At 34.2% G+C, this 25,071-nt stretch carries 22 protein-coding genes, 1 pseudogene and 1 riboswitch; of the genes and pseudogenes, 14 read left to right on the top strand and 9 right to left on the bottom strand.

Annotation, left to right across the window (positions count from 1 at the left end):
• The first annotated feature begins 32 nt into the window (after positions 1-32).
• Together CJF42_RS14065 and CJF42_RS14060 are read left to right on the top strand one after the other, a co-directional pair.
• On the top strand, positions 33-773 hold the full coding sequence (locus CJF42_RS14065) for a phosphoadenylyl-sulfate reductase (protein WP_095367298.1): 741 nt from the start codon (positions 33-35) through the stop codon (positions 771-773).
• A gap of 279 nt (positions 774-1,052) precedes the next feature.
• Entirely contained in the window at positions 1,053-1,490 is a 438-nt protein-coding gene (locus CJF42_RS14060; protein WP_095367297.1) for a DUF6491 family protein, read from the top strand.
• A 69-nt stretch (positions 1,491-1,559) separates the two neighbouring features.
• Here CJF42_RS14060 and CJF42_RS14055 read toward each other — a convergent pair whose 3' ends face one another.
• The 4 genes from CJF42_RS14055 to CJF42_RS14040 all read right to left on the bottom strand — a co-directional run bounded on the left by CJF42_RS14055 (position 1,560) and on the right by CJF42_RS14040 (position 8,051).
• A complete protein-coding gene (locus CJF42_RS14055; RefSeq protein ID WP_095367296.1) occupies positions 1,560-2,528 on the bottom strand; it encodes a DUF4097 family beta strand repeat-containing protein in 969 nt (322 codons plus the stop codon).
• Positions 2,529-2,693: 165 nt separating this feature from the next.
• Positions 2,694-3,377, bottom strand: a complete 684-nt coding sequence (locus CJF42_RS14050; protein WP_095367295.1) for a hypothetical protein — start codon at positions 3,375-3,377, stop codon at positions 2,694-2,696.
• Positions 3,378-4,046: 669 nt separating this feature from the next.
• Entirely contained in the window at positions 4,047-5,813 is a 1,767-nt protein-coding gene (locus tag CJF42_RS14045; protein ID WP_095367294.1) for a hypothetical protein, read from the bottom strand.
• Positions 5,814-5,891: 78 nt separating this feature from the next.
• Entirely contained in the window at positions 5,892-8,051 is a 2,160-nt protein-coding gene (locus tag CJF42_RS14040; RefSeq protein WP_095367293.1) for a response regulator, read from the bottom strand.
• A gap of 162 nt (positions 8,052-8,213) precedes the next feature.
• On the opposite strand from CJF42_RS14040, the gene CJF42_RS14035 reads away from it, so the two are divergent.
• Both CJF42_RS14035 and CJF42_RS14030 read left to right on the top strand, forming a co-directional pair.
• The gene (locus tag CJF42_RS14035; RefSeq protein WP_095367292.1) at positions 8,214-9,068 is read left to right on the top strand and encodes a D-hexose-6-phosphate mutarotase; all 855 of its coding nucleotides are present in this window, start codon (positions 8,214-8,216) and stop codon (positions 9,066-9,068) included.
• A 97-nt stretch (positions 9,069-9,165) separates the two neighbouring features.
• Positions 9,166-9,254: riboswitch (cyclic di-GMP riboswitch) on the top strand.
• Between the two features lie 464 nt (positions 9,255-9,718).
• Positions 9,719-10,033 (top strand): DUF3718 domain-containing protein, encoded by a 315-nt coding sequence (locus CJF42_RS14030; protein ID WP_095367291.1) that lies wholly within the window; start codon positions 9,719-9,721, stop codon positions 10,031-10,033.
• A 432-nt stretch (positions 10,034-10,465) separates the two neighbouring features.
• On the opposite strand, the gene CJF42_RS14025 is transcribed toward CJF42_RS14030, so the two are convergent.
• A complete protein-coding gene (locus CJF42_RS14025; RefSeq protein WP_095367290.1) occupies positions 10,466-12,763 on the bottom strand; it encodes a penicillin acylase family protein in 2,298 nt (765 codons plus the stop codon).
• Positions 12,764-12,953: 190 nt separating this feature from the next.
• Here CJF42_RS14025 and CJF42_RS28125 point away from each other — a divergent pair.
• Together CJF42_RS28125 and nadE are read left to right on the top strand one after the other, a co-directional pair.
• Positions 12,954-13,358: pseudogene (locus CJF42_RS28125) on the top strand (YceH family protein); the annotation flags it as partial.
• A gap of 156 nt (positions 13,359-13,514) precedes the next feature.
• On the top strand, positions 13,515-14,321 hold the full coding sequence (nadE, locus tag CJF42_RS28120) for an NAD(+) synthase (RefSeq protein ID WP_212668823.1): 807 nt from the start codon (positions 13,515-13,517) through the stop codon (positions 14,319-14,321).
• Positions 14,322-14,503: 182 nt separating this feature from the next.
• On the opposite strand, the gene CJF42_RS14015 is transcribed toward nadE, so the two are convergent.
• The gene (locus CJF42_RS14015; RefSeq protein ID WP_095367318.1) at positions 14,504-15,394 is read right to left on the bottom strand and encodes a sulfite exporter TauE/SafE family protein; all 891 of its coding nucleotides are present in this window, start codon (positions 15,392-15,394) and stop codon (positions 14,504-14,506) included.
• 171 nt (positions 15,395-15,565) lie between these two features.
• Between CJF42_RS14015 and folM the strand changes: the two genes are divergently transcribed.
• The 3 genes from folM to folX all read left to right on the top strand — a co-directional run bounded on the left by folM (position 15,566) and on the right by folX (position 17,538).
• The gene (gene folM / locus CJF42_RS14010) at positions 15,566-16,273 is read left to right on the top strand and encodes a dihydromonapterin reductase (RefSeq protein WP_095367288.1); all 708 of its coding nucleotides are present in this window, start codon (positions 15,566-15,568) and stop codon (positions 16,271-16,273) included.
• Positions 16,274-16,289: 16 nt separating this feature from the next.
• The gene (gene folE, locus CJF42_RS14005) at positions 16,290-16,844 is read left to right on the top strand and encodes a GTP cyclohydrolase I FolE (RefSeq protein WP_095367287.1); all 555 of its coding nucleotides are present in this window, start codon (positions 16,290-16,292) and stop codon (positions 16,842-16,844) included.
• 334 nt (positions 16,845-17,178) lie between these two features.
• The gene (gene folX, locus CJF42_RS14000) at positions 17,179-17,538 is read left to right on the top strand and encodes a dihydroneopterin triphosphate 2'-epimerase (protein WP_095367286.1); all 360 of its coding nucleotides are present in this window, start codon (positions 17,179-17,181) and stop codon (positions 17,536-17,538) included.
• A 39-nt stretch (positions 17,539-17,577) separates the two neighbouring features.
• Here the strand turns inward: folX and CJF42_RS13995 are convergent, their stop codons facing one another.
• Positions 17,578-18,000 carry a YqaA family protein gene (locus CJF42_RS13995; protein ID WP_095367317.1) on the bottom strand — a complete coding sequence of 141 codons (423 nt, stop codon included), beginning with the start codon at positions 17,998-18,000 and terminating at the stop codon, positions 17,578-17,580.
• A gap of 59 nt (positions 18,001-18,059) precedes the next feature.
• Here CJF42_RS13995 and CJF42_RS13990 point away from each other — a divergent pair, with 59 nt between their 5' ends.
• From CJF42_RS13990 to CJF42_RS13970, 5 genes are all read left to right on the top strand, one after another.
• Complete coding sequence (locus CJF42_RS13990; RefSeq protein ID WP_095367285.1) at positions 18,060-18,557, top strand: TlpA family protein disulfide reductase; 498 nt, start codon at positions 18,060-18,062, stop codon at positions 18,555-18,557.
• A gap of 193 nt (positions 18,558-18,750) precedes the next feature.
• Complete coding sequence (locus CJF42_RS13985; RefSeq protein ID WP_095367284.1) at positions 18,751-19,452, top strand: spondin domain-containing protein; 702 nt, start codon at positions 18,751-18,753, stop codon at positions 19,450-19,452.
• 11 nt (positions 19,453-19,463) lie between these two features.
• The gene (locus CJF42_RS13980; protein WP_095367283.1) at positions 19,464-20,174 is read left to right on the top strand and encodes a spondin domain-containing protein; all 711 of its coding nucleotides are present in this window, start codon (positions 19,464-19,466) and stop codon (positions 20,172-20,174) included.
• A gap of 107 nt (positions 20,175-20,281) precedes the next feature.
• The gene (locus CJF42_RS13975; protein WP_095367282.1) at positions 20,282-20,998 is read left to right on the top strand and encodes a response regulator transcription factor; all 717 of its coding nucleotides are present in this window, start codon (positions 20,282-20,284) and stop codon (positions 20,996-20,998) included.
• Between the two features lie 8 nt (positions 20,999-21,006).
• The gene (locus CJF42_RS13970; protein WP_095367281.1) at positions 21,007-22,509 is read left to right on the top strand and encodes a sensor histidine kinase; all 1,503 of its coding nucleotides are present in this window, start codon (positions 21,007-21,009) and stop codon (positions 22,507-22,509) included.
• A 172-nt stretch (positions 22,510-22,681) separates the two neighbouring features.
• On the opposite strand, the gene CJF42_RS13965 is transcribed toward CJF42_RS13970, so the two are convergent.
• Entirely contained in the window at positions 22,682-24,859 is a 2,178-nt protein-coding gene (locus CJF42_RS13965; protein ID WP_095367280.1) for a S9 family peptidase, read from the bottom strand.
• Positions 24,860-25,002: 143 nt separating this feature from the next.
• Positions 25,003-25,071 (bottom strand): GlyGly-CTERM sorting domain-containing protein (locus CJF42_RS29320; RefSeq protein ID WP_141235560.1); only part of this gene is annotated, 69 nt, incomplete at its 5' end.

The raw sequence follows: 25,071 nt of genomic DNA, 5'->3' as shown, positions 1-25,071 counted from the left end.
AATAATTTCACCTTCTTTTATCAGGTGGAATTATGAGCGAATTTAAAAACATTTTAGCGATAGATAAAGACCAGCAAGTACAATTATTAGCACAAGCTAATAATCAACTTGTTGCGTTAACTGCCGAACAGCGTGTTGCTTGGGCAATTGAAAATTTACCAAATACGCAATTTTTATCATCAAGCTTTGGCATTCAAGCGGCTGTAATGTTGCATTTAATGACATCACACAAAACAGATATTCCAGTGGTTTTAACTGATACAGGTTATTTATTTCCTGAAACTTATCAGTTTATTGATCATTTGACTGAACGCTTAGATTTAAACTTAAAAGTTTACCGCTCTGAACAAAGCCCTGCATGGCAAGAAGCCAAATATGGCAAATTATGGGAGCAAGATGTTGAAGGTATAAAACAATATAATCATATGAACAAAGTTGAACCTATGAATCGTGCTTTACAAGATTTACAGGCTGGCACTTGGTTTAGTGGTTTAAGGCGCGATCAATCTTCAACACGTACCAATAAAAATATTGTAGAAATCAGCCGTGGCACAGTGAAATTTCACCCAATCATAGATTGGAATAATCGTGATGTTTATCAGTACTTAACTAAGCATGACTTACCTTATCATCCATTATGGGAGCAAGGCTATGTCTCTATGGGCGATGTGCATACTACACGTAAATTAGAGCCTGGTATGACTGAAGAAGAAACAAGGTTTTTTGGTTTGAATCGTGAATGTGGTCTTCATACAGACGGCGATGGTATTTAAAGATACACTTATAGAACCGTGTATAGGCGAGAGTTTACTCGCGCTAACAAAAATTGAACTTTTAACTTTTTTGTTTCATGATTAAAATGCAGCTACGGCTGCGTTTTTATTTTATTCATTTGTAAAACTTTTCATCAGAAACAGATTCTTTTTTAAAGACTGATAATTTGATATTTTATAGATGATAATTCGTACAGAGTTGAAATGAATTCAGTTTAGGTTCATTTTAAAATCGCTATTATCAGTGTTTTAAATTGGTTCACTATTTAGGGAATAAACATGAAAAAGATCTTAGTTTCAACTCTAGTAAGCGCTTTTTTTTTAATGGGCTGTCAAACAAACCCTGATACTAATAAACAAGAAACTAAACCGGATATTCGTATCGGTGAAGAAGTTAACCAAATTTGTTTTGCTCGCTCAATTAACGGTTGGGAAGCCGTAGATAAAAGAAATGATGTAATTGTATTAAACAAAAATGTGAAAGATAAATATATTTTAAGCCTAGCTGGCATATGTGATCCGCAATGGGCTATGAGCCGAATAGGCACTGTTTCTAGAGGGAATTCAAGCTGTTTATCTCGTGGTGACAAAATCATTACTGACAATAATATAAACCGTAATGCCAGCTGTACTATTATGAAAATAAATAAATGGCATCCAGAAAAACACGTTGAACAACAACCTACTCAAGCAGTCATGAAAACAGCAGAAGATTAAAATATTTTTTAAAAAAAGGTAATGTGTTTAAACTTTACCTTTTCAATTTTACTTAGTTTTATAATAGAGTTAATTTTTTACGTTAACTTTACCATTTATATCATGCATGTTTAAACGTCCAGAGCCTGACTCTGTGATCACCAGACCACCAGTATGATTAACTTCAATGTTTCCAGAGCCATCTTCAATGGTCACTACACCAACAACCTTAGTGACACTTAAGTCACCTGAACCATCATTGATATTAACGTCCCCTTGAACATTTTTAATAGATAACTCGCCAGAGTCATCTCTTACAATCAAAGAGCTAGATAAATTAGAAATATTCAAATTTCCTGAACCATCTTCAACATCAACACGACCTTTAATCGCTGTAATATCTAAATTACCTGAACCATCAGTTACTTTTAATGTTCCAGATAAATTAGCGATACTTAAATTTCCTGAACCATCTTCTACAACTAACTGATTTCCGCCGTCAATCGACAGATTACCTGAATCATCCTCAATCACCATATCTCCCATGACTTGAGTGATCTCAATATTACCTGAGCCATCATCTATAACCACATTGTTGCCACCAGCGATAATGATGTTACCAGAATTATCGTCTACTTTAATATCTGCTTGACTCCCTATAATTTTAATATCACCTGAACCATCATCTAGATCCAGTGCTAAGGTAGCTGGTACTTGAATAGTTAAATTAATACGTGGAGAGTTACCTGAATAAAAACCCAATATAGCGTCATGTTTTGCAACTAATTTAGCTTTATTTCCATGTTTTTCTAAAGTCAGTGTATAAGGTTTATCGTGGTTATAAGTTCTAATATCAGCCTTAACTGAAATCTCATTTAAACCTTCTACACCAGTGATCATCAAGTTTCCAGATGATGTTTCTGATATAAGTGTCGTAATATTTCGAGTACTTAAAGTGAGTGTTTTTTGCTCTAAAATATTAGTTGAATCTGGTGATATATTTACAATACAGCCCGATAACAATATCGCAGAACATATTGGAGTGAGTAATTTAAGCATCTGAACCCCTTGAAAGTTTAATTTTTATAGAAAATATATTTCCATAGAATTAAGGCAAATATCAAGCCAAAGTGTATCTAATTGTTATAATTGAAATTTCATGTTTTTAAATTTATAAAATGAGTTTAATACACCAATATTTAGTGAAAATATCAGCAATAATAGTTACATTTTAGCAATTGCTAAATAACTATTTAATTGTTTATTATTAAGATTTTTAGGAGTAATTTGATCAACTATCGCTAAAGCGCCAGATACCGTTTTAAAGCTTTGCTGATCGACTGGCGTTAATTGTTTAAATTCACTTGAAGCCACGAATTTATCAAATTCACTTATCGTTTGATCTAAAATGAGACTAAAGTTTTTATCTTCTTTTGCACGATTGACATTTTTTAAAATATATTCAGCATTGCTTATACTATCAGTTAAATTTTCATCTAAATCTTTCGCATTATCCGATTTTGAGAAATTTTGTAAAAAAGCAGAAAGTTTCTGACTTGGCTCATTAGCATTATTATTACTTTTTAAGTTATTGCTGAGTTTACCATATTGTTCTTGAGTAATTAAACCGTATTCATTTAATCGTTGTGCTAATTTGCTAATATCTAATTGGGTTAAGTCTCTTCCTGAAAAAAACTCGCCTGTAATAGCTTCTAACTTTTGTGATCTTGATGATAAAGTAATATCTTCACTGCTACTTGCTTTATCATCTTTTGCTAATTGACTATTTTTTGTTTGAGTTGTAGGCGATTGCACTGTATTTCGATCGTTAAGCTGATTATTCGCAATATCATTTGATTGGTTATAATTACTAGCTGTATTTATTAACATAGTGAAAATTTTTGACATGAAAGATAGATAACTTTTTTGATGCAATAAACGCACCGATTTTAGATTAAACATCGAGTAGGGTGAGGCTCTTCCTCATCCCTCTCACAGAACCGCACGTACGGACCTCGTATACGGCTCCTGCATACTTCACGTCACCATCGTTAGTGACACAATGCTAATTTGTAATCTAGTATAGTGCGCCTTATGGCCATCGCTCATTTTCCAAACATTGTGGTAACTTTCATCGCAGGATTTGGCGTTCTAGCACAAAGGCAATCTACCAAACTTGACTACAATTACTTCCCATATACGACTTGTCTCATCAGACGTCACTATTCCTAGCGCACCAATTCAGCTTGTCCAGCTGATCAGGCTGCTTGTGTATCAATGATAAAAATTCACAACTCATCAAAGTCTTAAAGCATGCTTCCCCCTTCGCAATCAATTAGAACTTTTGATTTAAATTGACTCCATCAAACATAATGTTGATGGTCGGCTTGGTTTTTTCCTACACACCATTACTGGCTTTCATCAGCCTAGCTCTACTCACTACTACGGGATTATCTACCACCTCTCACTCGCAATATTCTGAGTCACCTCTTGAATAACACGTCCAATCATTCGGATTGGATACAGTGCAAGGCTTCGCTGGGCAAACAAAAAAGCCGAAACAATAAGCTTCAACTTTTAAGGTGCTTTCTTCAAAAAATTAATTTCACTATCCACAGTACTCAAAAATTCAATACCATTATCGGTATAGTCCATTAAAAAATGAAGACGCATATCAGTCTCTTTTAGGCTATTTAACTCTTCAGGTAACGCTTGATTCGCCATCGCTGCAACATCAAATAAAGACGTAAAGAATTTTTTATAATCTAAACTAAAGCTGTTTACACCATTATTTACAAGTGCTTGTTTAGTCAAGCTTACAGCCGTTTCTGACGCTATAGCCCCGCTATATAAAGCAATGTTATCACCCTTAACGGCAATATCTACTTGAACACCAAACATATCTAACATTGGTACAAACTCATTTAAATTGACCGCCGTTCCATCTTGAGGTAGTTTTAAATCAGCTAAAGGCGGATAAAATGCTTTTACACTATTAAAAAATGATATTGGGTTATTAACAGATAAAGTAATTAGACTATCAAATTTCTTTAATGCAGGCTGATCATTTTCATAGCTTAATTCAAAATCAAATAAAGCAGCGCTAAAACCTTTTACATCTGATGCCATACCAGTAAACATAGCAGTCATCATAGGGCTGTTTTTTGCAATTTCAGTTTGCATTTCAACTAAAGGCGCACATTGATATTGTGTTTGAGTAAAATCATTCCAAAGTGTTGTAAGCACAGGTGTCACTTTACCAATATCAAGGCCCAAACCTAAGCTCATTATTTTATTGTCAGCTGAATGTAAATGCTCAGGAATAAAACCTCTTAATCCAGCTAAAACACGCATTAAATCTGTATTACCTTCGATAATCATAGATGCTTTCATATTTATTGAAGTATCTGTAATTTCAAGTTGATGAGTACCAAAAACAGTTCTTGGCCAATTGCTCACTAATTGAGATAAATCATCTTGACATGTTTTTTCACGAAAAACGCTAAGCTCTTTTTCATCTAGGTCTGTATTTGATAATGCTAAGATTTTATTCAACATTTGGTTAAAGTGATTATTATCTTTGTTTGTTAAACCATTTAGCAAAGTAACATGATTGAAAAAACCAACATAAGTTGCATCAAAACGATGTTTTTTCATCATTTTATTTAAAGTATTTTCACTCGCTAATGATTTTTCAGGCTTATTTATAGCAAGCGCGAGTTCTAATTCTTTTTGTTCATTAATTGGAGTATTAAAGGTGAGCGTTGCCCAACCATTATTAACTGATGCGATAAGCTCAAATACTTGGCCATTTTTTTCATAAAATGCGTAACTTTTATATTCTACACCAGAAATAGTATGAGCTGTTGGTTTAAGTCCTGACTCTTCTTCAGCTTTACTTAACATTTTCCATAAAGCTTCAGGTTCGCTAATTTCATAACGTATTACTGGTAATAAACCCACTGTATAAAATAAACTTTTAAAGCTATTTTTCACACCATAATTTTGCATTAATAAATCTGGTGATTTCAATGTGTCATTATAAGTTTTTAATAAACTAACAAAAAATTTTTGTCTGACAAGCTCCCCTTTTGACAGCTCATTAACCATTAAACCAAACTGCTCGTAAGAAGCCTTATTTTGTGACAGTAATTTAATATACTTTTTTACTGGAAATGGCTTTAATTGCCCAGCAAACATTAAAGTATCAGCAGGTATATAGGCTAATTCAGGTGACTGTAAAGCTTGTTCAGTTGATTTGTCCAATGAGCGACTTTGTTTATCATACAAATATGCTGTACCAACAACTGCTAATACTGCAACTGCGATTAATACTTTTTTCATTGTAAACTTCCTTTTCAATAATGCGAATTTAAAAAAAGAGTAACACTAATAACTACGCCCAAGCTACCTTAAGATACCCTATAGCTTTCGTTTTACATCCTCTAAATAAGCTGCCAAACTTTTTTGCCATAACTCAGTAACGTCATTCATTTCAGATTCAATTGATTTTTTGTCGAGCAGTTTTCTCTCTATCTTTTTTAATTCCCTGCCATATAAATTAAAACCTAATTGTAATGCCGTGCTTGCTTGTCTGTGCAATATTTTAATGCATTGCTCGGTATCACTGCTTAACAGCTCTTGAAGGTGTTTAAACTTACTTCTCGCCGATAACACAAATTCATTATATACAGCGGATAATTCGTCTTCAGTAAATGAACTTTCCAAGGTTTTTGTGGCAGTTTCATCATATAAAACTGATTTTAACTCTGTTACCAATGAAGGTGCTTGGGTATTTTGAGAGTTGAACAATGCTTGCCTTAACTTCTCTAGTTTAATTGGCTTACCCACAATATCTTTGATACCTAATGCCAAGTATTCCTTAATTTCATCTGGACTTAAACTCGCAGTAAAAGCGAGAATAGGTGTTCTTTGATTTTTATGATCTAAGTGTTTCAGCTTTTTAAGTACTTCAGGTCCATTAAAATCAGGTAAATTCATATCCAGTAAAACTAAATCAAACTGATGTTTTTGCATCATTGTAATGGCTGATGCGCCATCATCAACCAGTTTCACTTTGTGTTCATCCATAGCCATAAATTCAACGGCTATTTTTTGGTTTAAAGGTAAATCTTCTATTAGTAATATATCTAACCCAGTTAAATACTCTGATGATTGGTGGCGTTGCTCCACCAAACTTAATTCACCTAAACCTAAAACAATATCAAAACTGAATATACTGCCTTTGCCCAATTCACTGCTTATATTTAGCTTACTTTGTAGTTTAGATAAAATTCGGCTACTAATAGCTAAACCTAGACCTGTACCGCCCTTAATTTTACCTGCAGTGCTTTGTACATAAGGTTCTGTTAAGTATTCAATTTCATCATTTTCTATACCTGGCCCCGAATCTGATACGGAAAAACATAAACTGTGCTCCAAAGCGGTTGAGTCGATTAACTCAACTTTAATTGTGATACTGCCACTATCGGTAAACTTTATTGCATTACCCACCAAATTAATTAATACCTGTCTTATTTTTTGTTGGTCGCAGTAATAACAAGCCTGATCTGGTAAATTGAAATTCAATTCAAAGTTAATATTTTTTTGTTCTGCCAAAGGGCTCAGCAATAAACATAAGTTTTCTAGCCAAGGTTTTAGTTCAATATCTTCTTCATAAAGTGCCCCCGTACTTTGATCTAAACTAGCATAATCTAATACTTTATCGATTAATAAATTTAAAGATTCAGCTGAATTGATAATTGCTTCACAATAAGGTTTATCTCTAGGATCATTAGATTGGTTCATTACTAATTGCGCACTACCTAAAATACCGTTTAAAGGCGTTCTAATTTCATGGCTCATAGTTGATAAAAATAAACCGCGAAGTTCTGCATCTTTTTGTGCTTTTTCAGTCAAATTTTTTAAGTGTAATGCACGCCTTTCATTACATAAAACAGCAATACCGGTTGCGTTTAGCATAGGAGATAAAATACCCGCTATAAAAATAGGTAAACTAAAAAACACATTTTGTGTTATTTCTTCAGTACTTACATCTATTAATAAAAAAGCACGTAGCAAAAAGACAATTAGCAACAAAATAAAATTAAGTAAGTAAATATAACTACCATTTGGGAATTTTTTCAATCCAATATGAATAAATAAGTAACTTAAAAATACAGCTTCAACTATACGATGAATATCAACAATTAATATTCTGCTATGACGATCTAAGTCACCATATAAAAACCACCAAAATGCAACGATTAACCACATTGTTGCTGCAATAAAAGCGTTAAGTGAAGCATGTTTGAAATCAAAAAATTTACATAAAGCATAAGCTTGTACTACTGAAGCTAAAAATAACAATGTATTACCTAACCCCAAATTAAACTTAAATCCCATTAATAGTGTGTTAAATCCTGTAAAACACAATAGCGAAGCTAAGATGACTAAAGGATAAAAAACATATAATAAAGTACCTGGAATAACTTTGTTTGCCCGCCAAGTTAAAAAATTAAGAAAAATCATAAGTATAGTGACGCTAATACTGGTATAAAATAAAGTATTTAGATCGAACATTTATTATCCTTCATAGAATTGCTTTGTCATTCTACTGGAGTCACTCTGTGACGATATTTTAAGTTAAACATTGATTGTACTTGAAAATAAATAAATTTACTTACTAAAGTATTTAGGTATGGTAACTATGCAATTTATTAACAATAGTATTTAAGGTGCCTTATGAAACTTTCTCCCTCTGTTAGCATTAAACAAACACAAACCGGCTTAGAGTATATCGAAGTCGCCTCTTCCTTATGTAATGCCAAAATATTTTTACAAGGCGCTCAATTAACACAGTTTACTCCCAAAGACCAAAAACCTTTAATCTGGGTATCGCAAGATGAAGATTACATCAAAGGTAAAAGTATTAGAGGTGGAATTCCAATTTGCTGGCCTTGGTTTGGCGTCAATGATAAACAAGGTTGGCCTATTCATGGTATTGCACGAACTCAAGTATGGCGCGCTGAAGAAGTCAATGAAAAAAATGACCATGTAGAAATCAGCCTTTCTTTGCCTATGATACAAGTAAGCAAAGATTACTGGCCACATAAAACTGGATTAAAAGTTATATTTAAATTATCAAAAACTTTAAGCGTATATCTGATAAATACTAACTTAGGCGATAGTGATATTTCATTTACTCAAGCCTTACATACTTACTTCCCAACCCCTGATATAAAAACAACTCAAGTTGATGGATTACAAGGTTCACAATATATTGAATTTGGAAAAGGTCCTTATGAGCAAAATGAGATCATAAACTTTGCTAGTGAAACTGATATGGTTTACAACAATGCACCTTTAATACAAACAATCAAAACTGAAGATGGCACCATCAGTGTTGCAAGAGAAAACTCAACATCATGCGTACTGTGGAATCCGTGGATAGATAAAGCACAGCGCTTAAGCAACTTCCAAGACAATGAATATAATAAGATGTTATGTTTAGAAGCTGCAAACGTAAAACAAGACACAGTAAAACTTGCTCCAGGTGAAAGCCATACACTTGCAACTATTATTAAGTGGGCAAGTTAAAAAACCTTAAAAAAACATAAATCAATAGTTTACAATGTTATTTGTTACATAAGTTAAATTGCCTTTTAAACTTAAAAAACATTAATATCTGCAACAAATAACAATTTGGCAAACTAACTCAAAGGCTAAAATGCAAAACCACAGGTCTAAGGTTTTTACTAAAAACTAGGTAGCAGAGTTACCTAAATAAGGCTTTGTTTATCTGAGCAATTTTAAAACGACTATGTCTGCACATTTCTCATGCCAAATCCCAACAAATCAAATTTTTGATGATAAAAGTTATTGCGAGAGAAATATTGTTTTATGGTTTTTTTAGTTCTTATGTAACAAGATTTTTCATTATATAAATACACTAAACTTATACTCTTTTTAACATCATAAAAAAGAGATAATGACTTTTTAGCTCAATGGACTAAATCTAAGGATCAGCGGCTAACTCACCTTGAATATATGAAACTCAAAGTATCTACAGATACATTTCGACATACTTCACATACTTGATTATCATTCTATTTACAATGAAATTTTGGTAAAAAAACACACCTTGTTACGTCATCACATTCTTTTGATACACACTTTTTTATTTCAGTTCTACTATTCACTCAACGGCAAAACAACATTACTTAAATGAAGCATAGAGGAAAGTTATTATGAACTTATTAACGACTATTATCGTAGCAAATGTTATTACATTATCAGCCAATGTAAGTGCACATCAAACTCAAAAATTAGTTGCGGCTGATAACAATATAACAACTGAAATTTGCATGGCCGTTGCAAGTAACAAACCAATCAAGCTAATTACAGCGCTGAGAAATAATAGATTAAATATCACTAAGGCGAATAAATCGATTCACTGTAATGGCATGACTTTAGAAGCCTTTGGTGAAAAACACCATGCAGTCAATACAGCGACACAACTACAACGTTACCAAATAAAAACTGAACTATATACGTCACTTTAAGGTTTATATACCCAAGCTACTTGGAAATGCATGATTTCAGCGGGAGTTTAAATGGTCAAATACAAGACATTTATTGCAGGTAATAGTTATTCCCTTATCAACATAAATAACGCGGTAGTTGACCATTTAAAACCCGCCCGTATGGAATTTATCTGGTAAGTAATCACTACGTTACATCAGTTTGAAAGGCAATCAGCATTCCTAAAATGATGTGCCTTGTGCTAACTCACCTGATAAATTCTGAAACAAGCATTATCAAGTGGCTTGGATATATACCCAAACCACTTCAAGATGCAGGATTCAGTTGGAATTAGAAACGCTTTAGGAAAGACATTGATTGTAGAGAATAGGTTATTCCCTTTTCAAGATCAATAACGCAGCTTAAAACGCTTCTAAACCAACTCATCAGCGACCATGGGTATAATAGTCTTTTTAATTCGGATTGATTTCAATACGATGAATCGCATCGGATGGTAATAATGGAGTATTTTGTGCCTTCACATAGTCATCAAATCCAGAGCGATAAAAAGGTGACAATGGATGACCAGACTGCCCTCCTGGGATAGTTAATATTGCATTTTCTTCTAAACCTGGCTGTACAAAAAACCTTTGCGAAGCACCAAAACCTCTTTTTTGCACAGCAGGCATAAAGCTATCTCCAAAACCAGGAGTTGTAGGCATATCTAACAAATAGGATAACAATGGAATTTGTTTGCTAAAAGGGTGTTGTAACTTTAATTCATTGACTTTTCCCCAAGCTAAAACATGCAAAGAATCTTGCTCATTTACACCATGTTCTTCTAATAAATCTTTACGCATATCCACATATACTTGGTTCATTAATTGTGGCCAAGAAACATGTTTTTCATTAAGCCAAGAATCAGGAAAATCTTTTAATAATTGCCATACTCCAGCTTCTAAATCACGCTTAAGAGGTGATAGACTTAAATCATGTTTTACTAAAGCAGATTCTATAGGTGCAAATATTTCATCAATTAATGCAGCCCTATAATTACGCACTAAAGTATAGCCAACTGAGTCAGCGCAAGCGCACTCACCCCATTGACTTAAAAGTTTGAGATCTTCTTGATATTTGAATGGCTCAGTACTTAATACTTGTGTTAATAAGTTATGCCAAGGTTTTAAAAATAATGCTTGATTATCTAATTGAATTTTATAAAAGTCAGATTCTGTAAATTGCTCTTTCTCAAATAACCTGTCTTTTATTTGCTGGGCTCGCGCGCCCATAGCATATGCTCCGTTACCAAAACGCTTTAATTGCTCAGTAGAAATAACACGAGAGTTAGCCGTCCATAATCTATTAGTATCAGGATTCAACATCTGAGGTAATTGTGTTTCATCAGTCGACCACCTGTCAGAATAATACTCTGACATTACAGCCGTTTGCATAGGTGTTAATCTGCCAGGAACCGCACCTGTTGGTTTCCAAGCCGCATTACCACTACTGTCAACGACGATCATATTTTGTACTGGTATACTGATTGTAGTAGCAATATCCAATGCTTGTTTTACTGTTTTAGCCCCCTCTAAGTTTATTAACTCCATATCTACGGCATACTCCTGATGCGCAACCCAAGCTAACGCATATTTTTCACCATCAAGTGTTTTAACAGGACCAAAATCACTCATTTCTAATTCAAAGTTTTCACTACCTTCAGGTAATTGAATAATTTCATTTATGATATATGTTTTATCTTTATCATTTAATTTATACCAATCTGCAGTATCTAAATAGCCATTGGTAAACCCCCATGCAATATGACCATTTGAACCCACTACAACAGCAGGTACACCAGGTAAAGTAACACCATTTATTTGATGAATTTCGTTATTTACACTGTAATTAAGCTGTGCTCTATACCAAATCACCGGCACTTTCAGTGATAAATGCATATCATCAGACAACATACCATGGCCACTTTGTGTCAATTTCCCAGTGACAGCCCAGTTATTGCTGCCTATACCTAACGGTTCTTTAATTTTTTGGTAGCTGATTTGTGTCATTTTTTCATGAGTTAATTCTGGTACTAAAGGGGTCAATGTTGGTAATTTACTCTCATCAAGTGCCGCTTGATATGGACTGGGTTGTGTAATAAATGCCAACATTTCAGAACCAAATTCTTTTTCTATTTGTGTTAATGCTAAGTCTCTTTTGAAAGTGCTTGTTTGTAAATCTAAGTACATAGTATAAATGACTAATAAACTATCTACAGGTAACCAAGGTTTTATCGTAGAGCCCGAGACCATATATTCGAAACTTGGATATTCAATTTGGGTTACCGCCTCATTGACACCTAAAGCATAAGCCTCTAATAGTGATTTATTCTTTTCAGGTAATTTTGCATAGGCTTTTTCAGCGCGCAGTCTAAATTGATGAAATCTATGTTTTCTATCTATCGGAATTGCCGCCTTACCAAACAATTGAGCCAGCTCTCCCGCTGCATTTCGACGCAATAAATCCATTTGGAAAAATCTGTCTTGACCATGGGCATAACCTAAAGCATAAGCCGCATCTTGTCGATTTTGTGCATTTACAATCGCAATACCTAGCTTATCTCTTTCAATTGTTACTTTTTCAGTAATACCTTTACTACTTGTACTACCTGAAAGTACTGGTAAGCTTAAACTTAATAATCCATATACAATTGCAGTCAGAAATAAGGCTAAGACACCTAAACCCAAAACTGACATTCTTAATTTTTTAAGCATTTTTAAATGACCTTTTTACTGTTATAAATTTGATTCTACTCTTGTTTTATAAAAAATAATAATGCCTTAATGCGACACAACTTCTTTGCAGGAAATAATAGATTACACATATTCAAATCACTTCTATCTTTTCCCTCTTCATATATTGCGTTAAACTCTGCTAAGCCTAAATAAAATAGAGAATTTAACAATGGAAATAAAACTCTCAGCCATTCAAGCCAGAGTGATCGGCTGCATGCTGGAAAAAGAAGTCACTACCCCTGAACAATATCCTCTTTCTTTAAATTCTCTCACTAATGCATGTAATCAAAAATCTAGCCGAGAGCCTGTTATGTCTTTATCTGAAGGTGAAGTTCAGCACTCTTTAAATGAATTAATAGAACAAAGATTAGTCATAATAGATGAAGGTGTATCAGGTCGCGTAAATAAATATCGTCATCGTTTTTGTAATACCGCTTTTGGTTCTTTACAGTTTAGCGAACAAGAAAAAGCAATTATTTGTGTTACTTTATTGCGCGGGCCACAAAGCGTTGGTGAATTAAAAACAAGAACAAACCGCTTGGCGACATTTAATGATATACAACAAATTGAACAAAACTTAGATAAGTTACAAGAAAAAGGTCATCTTGTTAAATTAGCAAAAGAAGCTGGCAAACGCGACCATAGATATACTAATTTATTAACTGATGCTCCCGTTGACAAGATAGCTGAAAGTACCGCTTTATCTCTTTCTCAAGCTATCATTACAGAAATGCGTGTTCAGCCAAATATCAATGCCGACTTTGAAATTAAGCGCCGCGTAGATTTCATTAAAACAAAATTACTACAATCAAATACTCAATCTTTAGTTTTAGGGATCAGTGGCGGCGTAGATTCCTCAACCTGTGGTCGTTTATGCCAACTAGCTATTGATGAACTCAATACTGACAAGTTCACAGATCAATATCAATTTATTGCAATGCGATTACCATATGGTATTCAAGCAGATGAAGAAGAAGCACAATTAGCTGTAGATTTTATCAAGCCTTCTAAGCGCATAACGGTAAACATTAAAGAAGGTGCCGATGGTATTCATAATGAAGCACTTGAAGCTTTAACTAAAGCGGGTTTACCACAGCCGAATAAAACTGCTATCGATTTTGTTAAAGGTAATGTAAAAGCACGCCAACGAATGACTGCTCAGTATGAAATAGCGGGACTCACAGGAGCATTAGTCGTAGGTACAGATCATAGCGCTGAAAATATTACAGGCTTTTACACTAAGTTTGGTGATGGTGCATGTGATTTAGCCCCTTTATTTGGCTTATCTAAGCGCCAAGTTCGCTTATTAGCCCTAACATTAGGTGCACCTGACTTACTTGTTAATAAAGTACCGACTGCCGATCTTGAGTGTGATAAACCAGGACTGGCAGACGAAGACGCTTTAGGCATGAGTTATGATCAAATAGATGACTTTTTAGAAGGTAAATCGGTAGATAAAGAAATCGAACAAAAACTAACTGTAATATACCAAAGAACCCAACATAAACGCCAACCAATCCCTACAATTTACGATTAAGATTATTCATTTACACTAACTGTTTAAACTTGAATTTAAATAGTTAGTGTCCTAAAATTAAAACTTTAAAATCAAATTTTATTTCCTTTTCTACACTCAACAATACATTACAGCATATTTTGTTAGCGCTAAGCACTTTATAAAGCAAAAAACAGACAAAATTGCGTTAACATACACTAAGATTAATTTAGTATCTCGAATAAAGTAACGACAACTTCTAAAGCAATTAACAATAATAAAAAAGTCATCAATATATTAGGCTGCACTTTTGAACACACATAAGCACCAAGCGGTGCTCCGATCACCACAACTGGAACTGCAGCTAATACATATGCATTAATTTTTGCTGTAAAAGTCTCGAGATAATAAAAGTTATAAAAAGATGCAATTATTGATGTAACAGCCATTATGATCACAGATGTTGCTGTTGACGCTTTTAAATCCTTTTTATAAAACAATACCAGCAGAGCAAATATTGCAATATCAGCTCCCGAACCAATAAGCCCACTCGTAATGCCGCCAATAAAACCAACTAAAGGGATCCAGTATACTTTCAACCAATAGTCTGTATTTTTTATGATTTTCTTTGAAAAATGAAGCTTTAATAAGGTAATAGCAAAACAAAAAATTAATAAGCTAAATAATGATTTTACAGCCAAGCGAGGAATTAATTCAACAATAAAAGATAAGCTAATTATGATACCCGGGATAGCTCCTATTAATGCTAATAAAACCACATTTTTATAATAACGTATACCACCATAAATAATGGTTAATGCCGCAGCAGTCATGCCAAAACTTTGAATAGCTAAGGAGAAAATTTTTGCTGTTTCTGGTTCGATTAATAAAATCTTTGTCATTACCGGAAAAGCAATTGCACCACCACCTAAAGCCGTGCCACCCGCCACAAATGAACCAAACACCATAGTAAGTGCAATGTGAAATTGCTCTGATAAATTAATTAATGCCTCTGTAGGACCTTGCCCATAAAACCAGAAGCCATATACCAATATAAAAAAACAAAAGGGAATGTATTTGGTTTGAGATGTATTTTGTATATTTTTTAGCTGCATAATCATTAAAATAATGGAATAACGTTGTCATTATGCTCAATGAACAAATAAATTAACAACTCTTTATTATGATAACTTATGACTTATCACCCTAAGTGTTTATTAATTTACTGATCTTAGTTTATAATTACCACACTAAATTTCAGAATAATGATCAGCAAGCTTAAAATAATGACATCACATATCTTAATCACAGGCGCAGGACAACGAATTGGATTGGCGATTGCCCATCATTTACTGCTGCAAGGTCATAAACTGATTTTAAGTTATCGTACGCGCCATACTGAAATTTCAAAATTAGAGCATTTAGGTGCAACTTGTATTCAAGCTGATTTTATTGATGATGCAAGTATTTCTCATTTCATAAAACAAGTTAATCAACATACATCCAGTCTTCGTGGCATTATTCACAACGCTTCTAGTTGGGATTGTGAAAACAATACCCTTGATTTTGCCGCTTTATTTGATGATATGATGAGAATACACGCAAAAGTACCCTATTTAATTAATTTAGCTTGTACTAAATTATTAACAGCTAACAACAACGTAGCAGATGTGATTCATTTAACTGATTATGTAGTTGAAAAAGGCAGTCCAAAACATATAGCCTATGCAGCAAGTAAAGCCGCATTAGATAATATGACAAAATCTTTTGCTAGCCAATTAGCACCAAAAGTAAAAGTAAATGCAATTGCACCATCTCTTATTATTTTTAATCAGGATGATAGTAAAGAATACAAAGCCAAAACTCTAAAGAAATCCTTAATGGAAATAGAGCCCGGCAGTAAAGAAATACTCAATTGTCTAGATATGCTGCTAACTAGCAGTTATATTACTGGTCGCACAATTCAAGTGGATGGCGGACGTCATCTGAAGTAAAAAAGTCGAGCTTATTATGCATGAAGAATTAAAAAAAAGTTATCAACAAATCATTAAAAGTGTTGGTGAAGATCCAGAGCGTGAAGGCCTTTTAGATACGCCCAAGCGTGCAGCAAAAGCAATGTCTTATTTAACACAAGGTTATACTCAAACCTTAAAAAGCATAACTAACAATGCTGTGTTTACTTCAGATGCTGACGATATGGTTATGATCCAGGACATTGAGCTTTACTCAATGTGTGAACATCATTTATTACCTTTTGTTGGCCGTTGCCATATCGCTTATATCCCAAATGGTAAAGTGTTAGGCTTATCTAAATTTGCTCGTATTGTTGACATGTACGCGCGTCGCTTTCAAATTCAAGAGCAAATGACACATCAAATTGCAAAAGCTGTTGAAGAAGTAACGGATGCCAAAGGTGTTGGTGTAATTGTTGAAGCTAAGCATATGTGTATGATGATGCGTGGCGTCGAAAAACAAAACTCAAAAATGCGTACTTCAGTTATGTTAGGTAACTTTAGAGAAGATGCTAAAACACGTAATGAGTTTTTACAGTTGCTAAAAAGCTAATTATTGTTTAATTTAAGGTGGTATCTATTTTTTATACCCAAGCCACTTCAAGATGTGAGGTTCAGGACTGCTGAGCAATTCATGATCTAGGCGCATCTTTGCATTAATGGTTACTCCCTTAAAAAAAGATGGAACAACGAGCATGATTTGCTCAGAAGTCCCTGTAAGGTTGGTTTATAAATACTTTATGCAGCGTTATTGATTTTGAAAAGGGAATAACCATGTTCTTCAATCAATGCCTAGCCTAAAGCATTTCTAATTCCAACTGAATCCTGCATCTTGAAGTGGTTTGGGTATATACCACCTTAACAACTCGCTTTTCACAAGGAAAGAAATGCAAGCAGCAATTATTAATGTTACCAATCTCAGATTAAGAACTTACATTGGCTTTAATCCTGATGAAAAAAGTAAAAAGCAAGATGTCATCATTAATGTTGAAGTACATTACCCTGCAGAGCTCGCCTGCCAGTATGATCAAGTTGATAAAGCACTTAACTATAAAGTAATCACAAAAGCGATTATTGAATTAGTAGAAACAGGTCACTTCCTTTTACTAGAAAAATTAGTAGCTGATATATTAGAGGTGACTCATCAGCATGAATCAGTAACATTTGCAAAGGTCAGAGTTGACAAACCTCACGCACTCAGATTCGCCGATTCAGTATCACTCACTTTAGGTTGGCAAAAAGAATAGATCTGCTTCGCGACTCTTAAATAATAAAATCTCATATATTTAAGAGATAAACGAGGCTACATAAATAACTAAGGCATATCTCACGCCTTTACCTAAAGCGACAAATAATACAAATAAATCGAACCGAATTCGCATTATCCCAGCCATTAAAGTAAGTGGGTCACCTATAATAGGTAACCAAGCAAATAATAAAGTAGCCAAACCATATTTTTGAAACTGATTTTGTGCCTTATTCAATTGCTTTTCTGAAACTGGAAACCATTTTTTATGTTTAAATCTCAGACTCTCTTTTCCTAACCACCAATTAACACAGCTACCTAATGTATTACCTAAGGTTGCAAAAAACCAAAGAAGCACTAAAGAAAAACCTTGCGTTACTAAAGTGCCAAGCAATGCCTCTGACGCCGCAGGAAAAAGTGTAGCCGCTATAAATGAAGTTAAAAATAATGAAATATATACCATTTTAAAATGAATTGTTAATCTATGGCCAACGCAAAAAACATCATACACTCGGAGCAACAATGAAGACAGTTTTAACAATCTATTTAATCGCCTTTTTAATGGGCTGTTCAAGCACCGGAAATGGCAATCAACCAGTAAAAGAAAAATACCAAACTTACATTTCTGCTGGGCAAAACTTTCCAATAGAAAAACTAATAGATATTAATGGCAGTGAAATACACCTTAATAAGATAAATAAAAAGAAATTAGTTTTATTATTTGCCACTTGGTGTCATGACTCTCAACGTACCATTAAAGATATTTTGGCTTCTGATTTAGTCAAAGATCACAACTTAATAATCATAGGTATAGGCCGTGAAGAGTCAAACGAATCTTTAGCAAAATTTAAAAACGAATACCAAGTCTCTTTCCCGCTAATATCAGACCCAAATAAAGACATATATAAGCAGTTTGCCAATATTGGTGTACCACGATTATTGCTATTAGATGAAAACAATAAACTAGTTAAAGCCTTAATAGGTGAAGATCAACGCACCATCGACCGTATTATTTGGTAGCTTTACATTTTATAAATTAAATTGGGCTAGCCTAACAAACGCAGCCCCTTTACGATTTTCCCTTTTTTATAAGTCTTGTGACAAACCTTCTATTAAATTGTGATAAAAACGTGATAATTCAGTGATACTTCTTTGATATCTTTTTTACATACTTTTCCTATCAACTTTATTAGCCCACAAAAAGGAAAACAACATGAAGGTTTCAGCAATTGCCGCATTAAGTTTGATCACACTAGGAGTTCAGTCAGCTCATGCAGCTACTTTAGATATAAAAATAACAAACCTAACACAAGGTATATACTACACCCCAATCCTTATAGCAGCCCACTCAGATGATGCCCACCTTTTTGAATCAGGTATGACTGCTTCAATAGAACTACAAATGATGGCTGAAGGCGGTAATATTTCAGGTTTATCAACTATGTTAGATGGTTACTCTGCTGATAAAGTTGAAAACCCAGCAGCGGGATTACTCGCACCAGCACAATCAACCATGACAATGCTTGAAACCAGTGAGGGTAATAATATGTTATCTATCACAGCTATGATGTTACCTACCAATGATGGTTTTGTTGGTTTAGATAGCTGGAAAATTCCAACAGAAGCTGGTACTTATAGCATTTTCTTAAATGCCTATGATGCAGGCACTGAAGCTAACAATGAATTAATTTTAGAAGGATCTGGAGCGCCAGGCATGTTAGGTATTCCCGCAGCACCAGGTACTGGAGCAGGCATGGCAGGTAGTTCTGTCACTAATGAGGAAACGAATACTATGATACATATTCATCGTGGCACTTTAGGTGACGATGATATGGAAGGTGGAAAAAGTGATTTAAATAACACAGTGCATAGATGGTTAAACCCTGTCGCTAAAGTTACCATAACTGTAAAATAAGGAGGTATATCATGTTGAACAAAAAATCTCTTTTATTACCTTTGTTAGGCTTAGTATTAATAGGCTGTGGCGGTGGTGACGATAAAAATGAAATAATGATTCCTGTAGAGCCACCAGCACCAGATCCTATGTATAGTTTTGAGGTAACTGTAAGTAATTTAACTTATGCTCAACCATTATCACCCATAGGTATCGCACTACATAAAGAAGGTAATTTTTGGCAATTGGGTCAAATGGCGTCAAATGAGCTAGAAACCTTAGCTGAGTCTGGAGATAACTCCGCATTACTTGCATTAGATATGGTTGATACTTCAATAAGCGATACTTCTCCTTTAGGGCCTGGAAATTCTATTACCCTCACAATTACCACTGCAGATATGATCGATGCTAAATTAAGCCTTGTTACTATGATGGTGAATACAAATGATGGATTCTCCGGTCTTAATGCTATAGACGTATCCGCGTTAGAAGTTGGATCCCTATTAAGCTTCAAAACACGTGCTTATGATTCTGGCACAGAAGCAAATAATGAAGCTGTTGGCACAATTCCTGGACCAGCCGATATGGGAGAAGGGTTTAATACACTCAGAGATGATGTTGACTTTATTGCTGTTCACCCTGGTGTTGTAGGTAATGATGATGGTTTAAGTCAGTCAGTATTAAGCTATGAACATAAATTTGATAACCCATTAATGGCAGTCTCAATCACACGGATACAATAATTTTTTGAGTGGAGTCTATAGCCAAACCACTTCAAGATTCGGTTTCTTGAAGTGGTTTGGTTATCATCAAGGAAATAGACATCACTCCTTTTTTATTGGGTGACAACATGCAAGATAAAATTTTGGTTGTGGAAGACGATCACGATATAGCAGGAATTCTAAAAGTGCATTTAGCAGAATTATCGTTGAATGTAGATCATGTCGACACAGCTGAATCTGCTTTACAAGCTTTGCAGCAACAGAAATACGCTGTTTTATTATTAGATATTATGTTACCTGGTATGGATGGCTTAACTTTATGCCGCAAGATTAAAGATAAATCTCCAGAGCAAAGTATCCTAATGCTGACTTCAAGAAGTGATGAAATGGATAGAATTATAGGGCTAGAAATGGGCGCCGATGATTATATCACGAAACCCTTTAGCACCAGAGAGTTGCAAGCGCGCATAAAAGCGCAACTTAGGCATGTACATCTACTTAGAGAAAAACACAATCCTAAAACTGATATTGAATCCGTATATTTAGGTAAGTTATTAATCAATCTACAAAGCCATGAAATCTATTACGACGACGACACCATAAGCTTAACCTCTACCGAATTTGATTTATTACATTTTTTTGCCAAACACCCAAACCAAGTATTTTCACGTACCCAATTATTAGATTCTGTTTGGGGTTACCAACATAGTGGCTACGAACATACCGTGAACTCTCACATAAACCGCTTACGAGCTAAATTAGAGCAAGCTTGCAATACTCAAATCATTGAAACCATATGGGGTGTAGGCTACAAACTCAACTCCAGTAATTTAATTCAACATTAGGCCGTATTATGAAAATTTCACTCTATCAAAAATTGGCTACTTCAATATTTGTTATTTTCTGTTTGATATGTACCTTAGTATTGTCTTGGAGCCAGCAACTTGATCAAGTGTCTCAACATCAAGCTGAGCAAAAATTACACTTAAATTTAGCTGAGCATTTAATAGATGATAATCCATTATTACAACAGGGTGTTTATGATTACAAAGCCCTAGAAAACCTATTTCATACACTCATGTTATTAGGCCCAGCTTTTGAATTTTATTTTGTTGACCCTTCAGGTGAAATTTTAACTTACTCAGCAAAACCCGGTAAAGTAAAACGTAAACGCATTAATTTAAGCCCTATTTTACAACTAATCGAAAACGCTGAAAATATGCCTGTGTATGGTGATGATCCTAGAAATTTAGATAAACTAAAAATATTTTCTGCTGCGCCTGTTTATAACTATGATTCAGAAGAAAACCTGCAAGATAAAGGCAAGTTACAAGGTTATCTTTATGTGATTATAGGCGGTGAAGTTTACGATACTGTTTTTTCTCGAATAAAATCTAATGATAGATTACTTATAGCTGCGAGTTGGTTGTTGGCAGCTATCATTTTTCTATTCATCATTTTACTATTACTATTGCGTTACTTTACACAACCAATAAAACAACTCGCTAAAGAAGTATCTCAAGTACAGCAAGCTAACTTTGATTTACAAAAGGTAAAATTAAGCCAATGGCCAAAACACCAATCAAATGAGGTTCATTTACTTGGTAATAGTTTAAATACCATAGTGAGACTTATACATCAACAAATTAATTTATTAGAGCAAAACGACAATCAAAGACGTGAGCTGCTAACCCATTTATCCCATGACTTAAGGACACCTTTGGCATCACTTCAAGGCTATTTAGAAATTTTAACACTGAAAAATACGCAATTAGATGAGAAGCAACAGCAAGAGTATTTAGCTATCACTCTAAATAACTGCAAGCAGCTGAAGCACTTGATTGATCAAATTTTTGAGTTAGCACATCTTGAGAGTGGCAGGGTATCTGTTAATAATGAAATGTTTAATTTAGGGGAGCTAATTTACGATATTGTTGCTAAATTTTCTTTAAAAGCGAAAAAATCACATGTAAAACTAGTTATTGAACCAGCAGTGTGTGACTTCAATACTTTATGTGACATTGCCAAATTAGAACGTGTATTAAGTAATTTAATTGAAAATGCAATTAGGCATACGCCAGAAAACGGTACGATCACCATTAATGTTTTTGCTAAAGAGAGTAAGTTGACTATACAAGTTAGTGATACTGGTTCAGGCATTAAAGCTGAGGAAATTAATTATATTTTTGATGCCAGATATCGTGCAAGTAATGCTGTAGGTAATAAAAAGCAGCATGGCGGATTAGGGCTAGCGATCAGCAAACGTTTATTACATATTCTAAATTCAGATATCAAAGTAAAAAGTGAATTTGGTCAAGGAACACAATTTGAGTTCAGTATTCGTCAAGCCATATAAATTTGCTACGCATATTTATTAGAGCCACTACGTGGCAGAAAACAAACGCGAAAAAGTAGGTTAAACTTAATACAACAGCGCCTCCTATACCCATGTTACTTCAAAATTCATGTTTCATAGCTATCTGAAATATCATAGGTATAGGAGGCGGTATTGTATTATAAGCAAAAAATCAAAGTTTATTTTGACCGACTAAATCAAGAATAAATGCATATTCTAATGCGCGATCTTTAAGACCTTTAAAGCGACCAGATGCACCACCATGACCTGCTTCCATATCAACTTTAAACAATAATTTATTATCATTGGTTTTATAATCTCGTAATTTAGCAACCCATTTTGCTGGTTCAAAATATTGTACCTGAGAATCATGTAAACCTGTTGTCACTAATAAATTTGGATACGCTTGCTTAGAAATTTGATCGTATGGTGAATACGATAACATATAATCGTAGTAAGACTTGTCATTTGGGTTACCCCACTCATCATACTCATTTGTTGTAAGCGGTATAGTTTCATCCAACATAGTTGTTACTACATCAACAAATGGTACATGTGCAGCAACACCTTGATATAATTCAGGCGCCTGATTGATCACAGCGCCCATTAATAACCCACCAGCACTACCACCAACGGCAAATACTTGTTCTTTATTGCCGTAACCTTGATCTATTAGTGACTTAGTTACATCAATAAAGTCATTAAAAGTATTTTTCTTAGTCAATTTTTTACCTTGGTTATACCAAGGGCGACCTAACATTTGAGAGCCACGAATATGCGCGATTGCATAAACAAAACCACGATCTAGCAAGCTTAATCTTGCACTTGAAAAACTAGGCTGAATTGTATGTCCGTATGAACCATAACCATATTGATAAATTGGGTTTGTGCCATCATTTTTAAATTTATCAGTGCGATAAACTAAAGATACAGGTACTTTTATACCATCTCGTGCCTTAATAAAAATACGCTCTGATGTGTAATTATCTGGGTTAAAATCACCCAGTACTTTTTGTTGCTTAAGCAGCTCTGGTTCAGTGCTATTTAAATTAAAGTCATAATGGGTACCAGGCGTTGTTAAGCTTGTATAATAAAGGCGAACACTTTCATTATCTAACTCGTTATTACCATATAAATAAGCAGCAAAAGCTTTATCTTTAAACTTAAGCTGTTGCTCTTTTCCTGACTTTAAAGAACGAACAGTAACTGTATTAATACCATCTTCACGCACTTTATAAACTAAATGATCATTAAATAGCGATACATCTTCTAGTTTTACACCTTCTTTATGCGGTATTACTTCTTGCCAGTTATTTTTATTACCTAATTTACTTTGATGAACTTTCATTAGCTTAAAGTTCACTGCATCTAAGTTAGTATTGACATAATACCACTGCCCTAGCTTTGAGATTTCATACTCTAAACCTTGTTCTCTTGGGATAAACCTAACAGGTTTGCCTTTATGGTTATTAGCATCAATTAACGACATACCTGATGCTTCAGGACTACTGTGATATATGTATATATGCGATCCATCTTTGCTTTTACCTATACTTGTGTAATACGATTTATTTACTTCTTCATAAACTAATTCATCAGTATCTTGAGATGACCCTAAAGTATGACGATATACTTGAAAGCCTAATAAAGTCTGTAAGTCTTTTTTGATGTAATAAACCGTTTTATTATCGTTACCCCAGATAGCCTTGCCTTCGGTGCCTTTTAGTTCATCAGCAAGCAACTCACCAGCTTTTAAATCTTTAAAGCGCAAGGTATAAACGCGACGACTTAATGTATCTTCGCCATAGGCCATTATTTTTCCATTAGGGCTAACATCTAAGCCTGATACTTGAAAATACTCATGATCTTTTGCCAGTGCGTTTACATCTAATAAAACCTGTTTATCGTCGCCTTTAAAATTTTTACTACGCACATAAATAGGATATTCATTATCGCCACGCATTTCAGATGAATAATAAAAATCACCACGTCTAACTGGCACCGAGTCATCATCTTTTTGAATACGTGACTTTAACTCTTCAAACAAGTTATCTTGTAACTTTTCAGTATGCTTTAACATCGCATTTGTATAGGTATTTTCAGCTGCTAAATGCGCTAATATTTCAGGGTTTTCGCGTTTATCATCACGCATCCAGTAATAATCATCTACGCGTTTTGAGCCATGAATATTCATTTCATGAGCAACTTTTTTAGCAACGGGCGCTAATGCATACTTTTGCGCTTCAGTCGATTTTACAATTTGATTCTTATCTGTTTTTTCTGCGCTATTACAACCGGCTAAAACAGCTAACGAAAGTATACCTAAACCCAGTGAATACTTTGTTTTCATTTTCAAATCCTTTTTTATTTTAAATTCTTAAGTTATTTATTTTAGAGTAATTGTCAGCTAAATATCAATTACAATATAAATAGGTGTAAATATGAAAAAGGGCGCAAAAAGCGCCCTTTTAAATATGATTTTATAAAATCAAATTACTTTTGAGACTTTCTTCTACGTAAGAATGCAAAAGGAGTCGCAAGAAGCATTAACCAAGCTAAAGA

This window comes from Pseudoalteromonas sp. NBT06-2 (assembly GCF_002276045.1).
GTDB lineage: Bacteria > Pseudomonadota > Gammaproteobacteria > Enterobacterales > Alteromonadaceae > Pseudoalteromonas.
Note: the sequence above shows the minus strand (reverse complement) of the source record. Positions and strands in the feature narration are given on the sequence as shown.

Bases quoted from the DNA above. Each gene is read 5' to 3' on its own strand.
- folE (WP_095367287.1), top strand. From the start codon at position 16,290: ATGCATGAAGAATTAAAAAAAAGTTATCAACAAATCATTAAAAGTGTT.
- CJF42_RS13975 (WP_095367282.1), top strand. From the start codon at position 20,282: ATGCAAGATAAAATTTTGGTTGTGGAAGACGATCACGATATAGCAGGA.
- CJF42_RS14050 (WP_095367295.1), bottom strand. From the start codon at position 3,377: ATGTCAAAAATTTTCACTATGTTAATAAATACAGCTAGTAATTATAAC.
- CJF42_RS14045 (WP_095367294.1), bottom strand. From the start codon at position 5,813: ATGAAAAAAGTATTAATCGCAGTTGCAGTATTAGCAGTTGTTGGTACA.
- CJF42_RS14025 (WP_095367290.1), bottom strand. From the start codon at position 12,763: ATGCTTAAAAAATTAAGAATGTCAGTTTTGGGTTTAGGTGTCTTAGCC.
- folM (WP_095367288.1), top strand. From the start codon at position 15,566: ATGACATCACATATCTTAATCACAGGCGCAGGACAACGAATTGGATTG.
- CJF42_RS14015 (WP_095367318.1), bottom strand. From the start codon at position 15,394: ATGCAGCTAAAAAATATACAAAATACATCTCAAACCAAATACATTCCC.
- CJF42_RS13965 (WP_095367280.1), bottom strand. From the start codon at position 24,859: ATGAAAACAAAGTATTCACTGGGTTTAGGTATACTTTCGTTAGCTGTT.
- CJF42_RS14030 (WP_095367291.1), top strand. From the start codon at position 9,719: ATGAACTTATTAACGACTATTATCGTAGCAAATGTTATTACATTATCA.
- CJF42_RS14040 (WP_095367293.1), bottom strand. From the start codon at position 8,051: ATGTTCGATCTAAATACTTTATTTTATACCAGTATTAGCGTCACTATA.
- CJF42_RS14065 (WP_095367298.1), top strand. From the start codon at position 33: ATGAGCGAATTTAAAAACATTTTAGCGATAGATAAAGACCAGCAAGTA.
- CJF42_RS13995 (WP_095367317.1), bottom strand. From the start codon at position 18,000: ATGGTATATATTTCATTATTTTTAACTTCATTTATAGCGGCTACACTT.
- folX (WP_095367286.1), top strand. From the start codon at position 17,179: ATGCAAGCAGCAATTATTAATGTTACCAATCTCAGATTAAGAACTTAC.
- CJF42_RS13980 (WP_095367283.1), top strand. From the start codon at position 19,464: ATGTTGAACAAAAAATCTCTTTTATTACCTTTGTTAGGCTTAGTATTA.
- CJF42_RS13990 (WP_095367285.1), top strand. From the start codon at position 18,060: ATGAAGACAGTTTTAACAATCTATTTAATCGCCTTTTTAATGGGCTGT.
- CJF42_RS14055 (WP_095367296.1), bottom strand. From the start codon at position 2,528: ATGCTTAAATTACTCACTCCAATATGTTCTGCGATATTGTTATCGGGC.
- CJF42_RS13970 (WP_095367281.1), top strand. From the start codon at position 21,007: ATGAAAATTTCACTCTATCAAAAATTGGCTACTTCAATATTTGTTATT.
- CJF42_RS14060 (WP_095367297.1), top strand. From the start codon at position 1,053: ATGAAAAAGATCTTAGTTTCAACTCTAGTAAGCGCTTTTTTTTTAATG.
- nadE (WP_212668823.1), top strand. From the start codon at position 13,515: ATGCGTGTTCAGCCAAATATCAATGCCGACTTTGAAATTAAGCGCCGC.
- CJF42_RS14035 (WP_095367292.1), top strand. From the start codon at position 8,214: ATGAAACTTTCTCCCTCTGTTAGCATTAAACAAACACAAACCGGCTTA.
- CJF42_RS13985 (WP_095367284.1), top strand. From the start codon at position 18,751: ATGAAGGTTTCAGCAATTGCCGCATTAAGTTTGATCACACTAGGAGTT.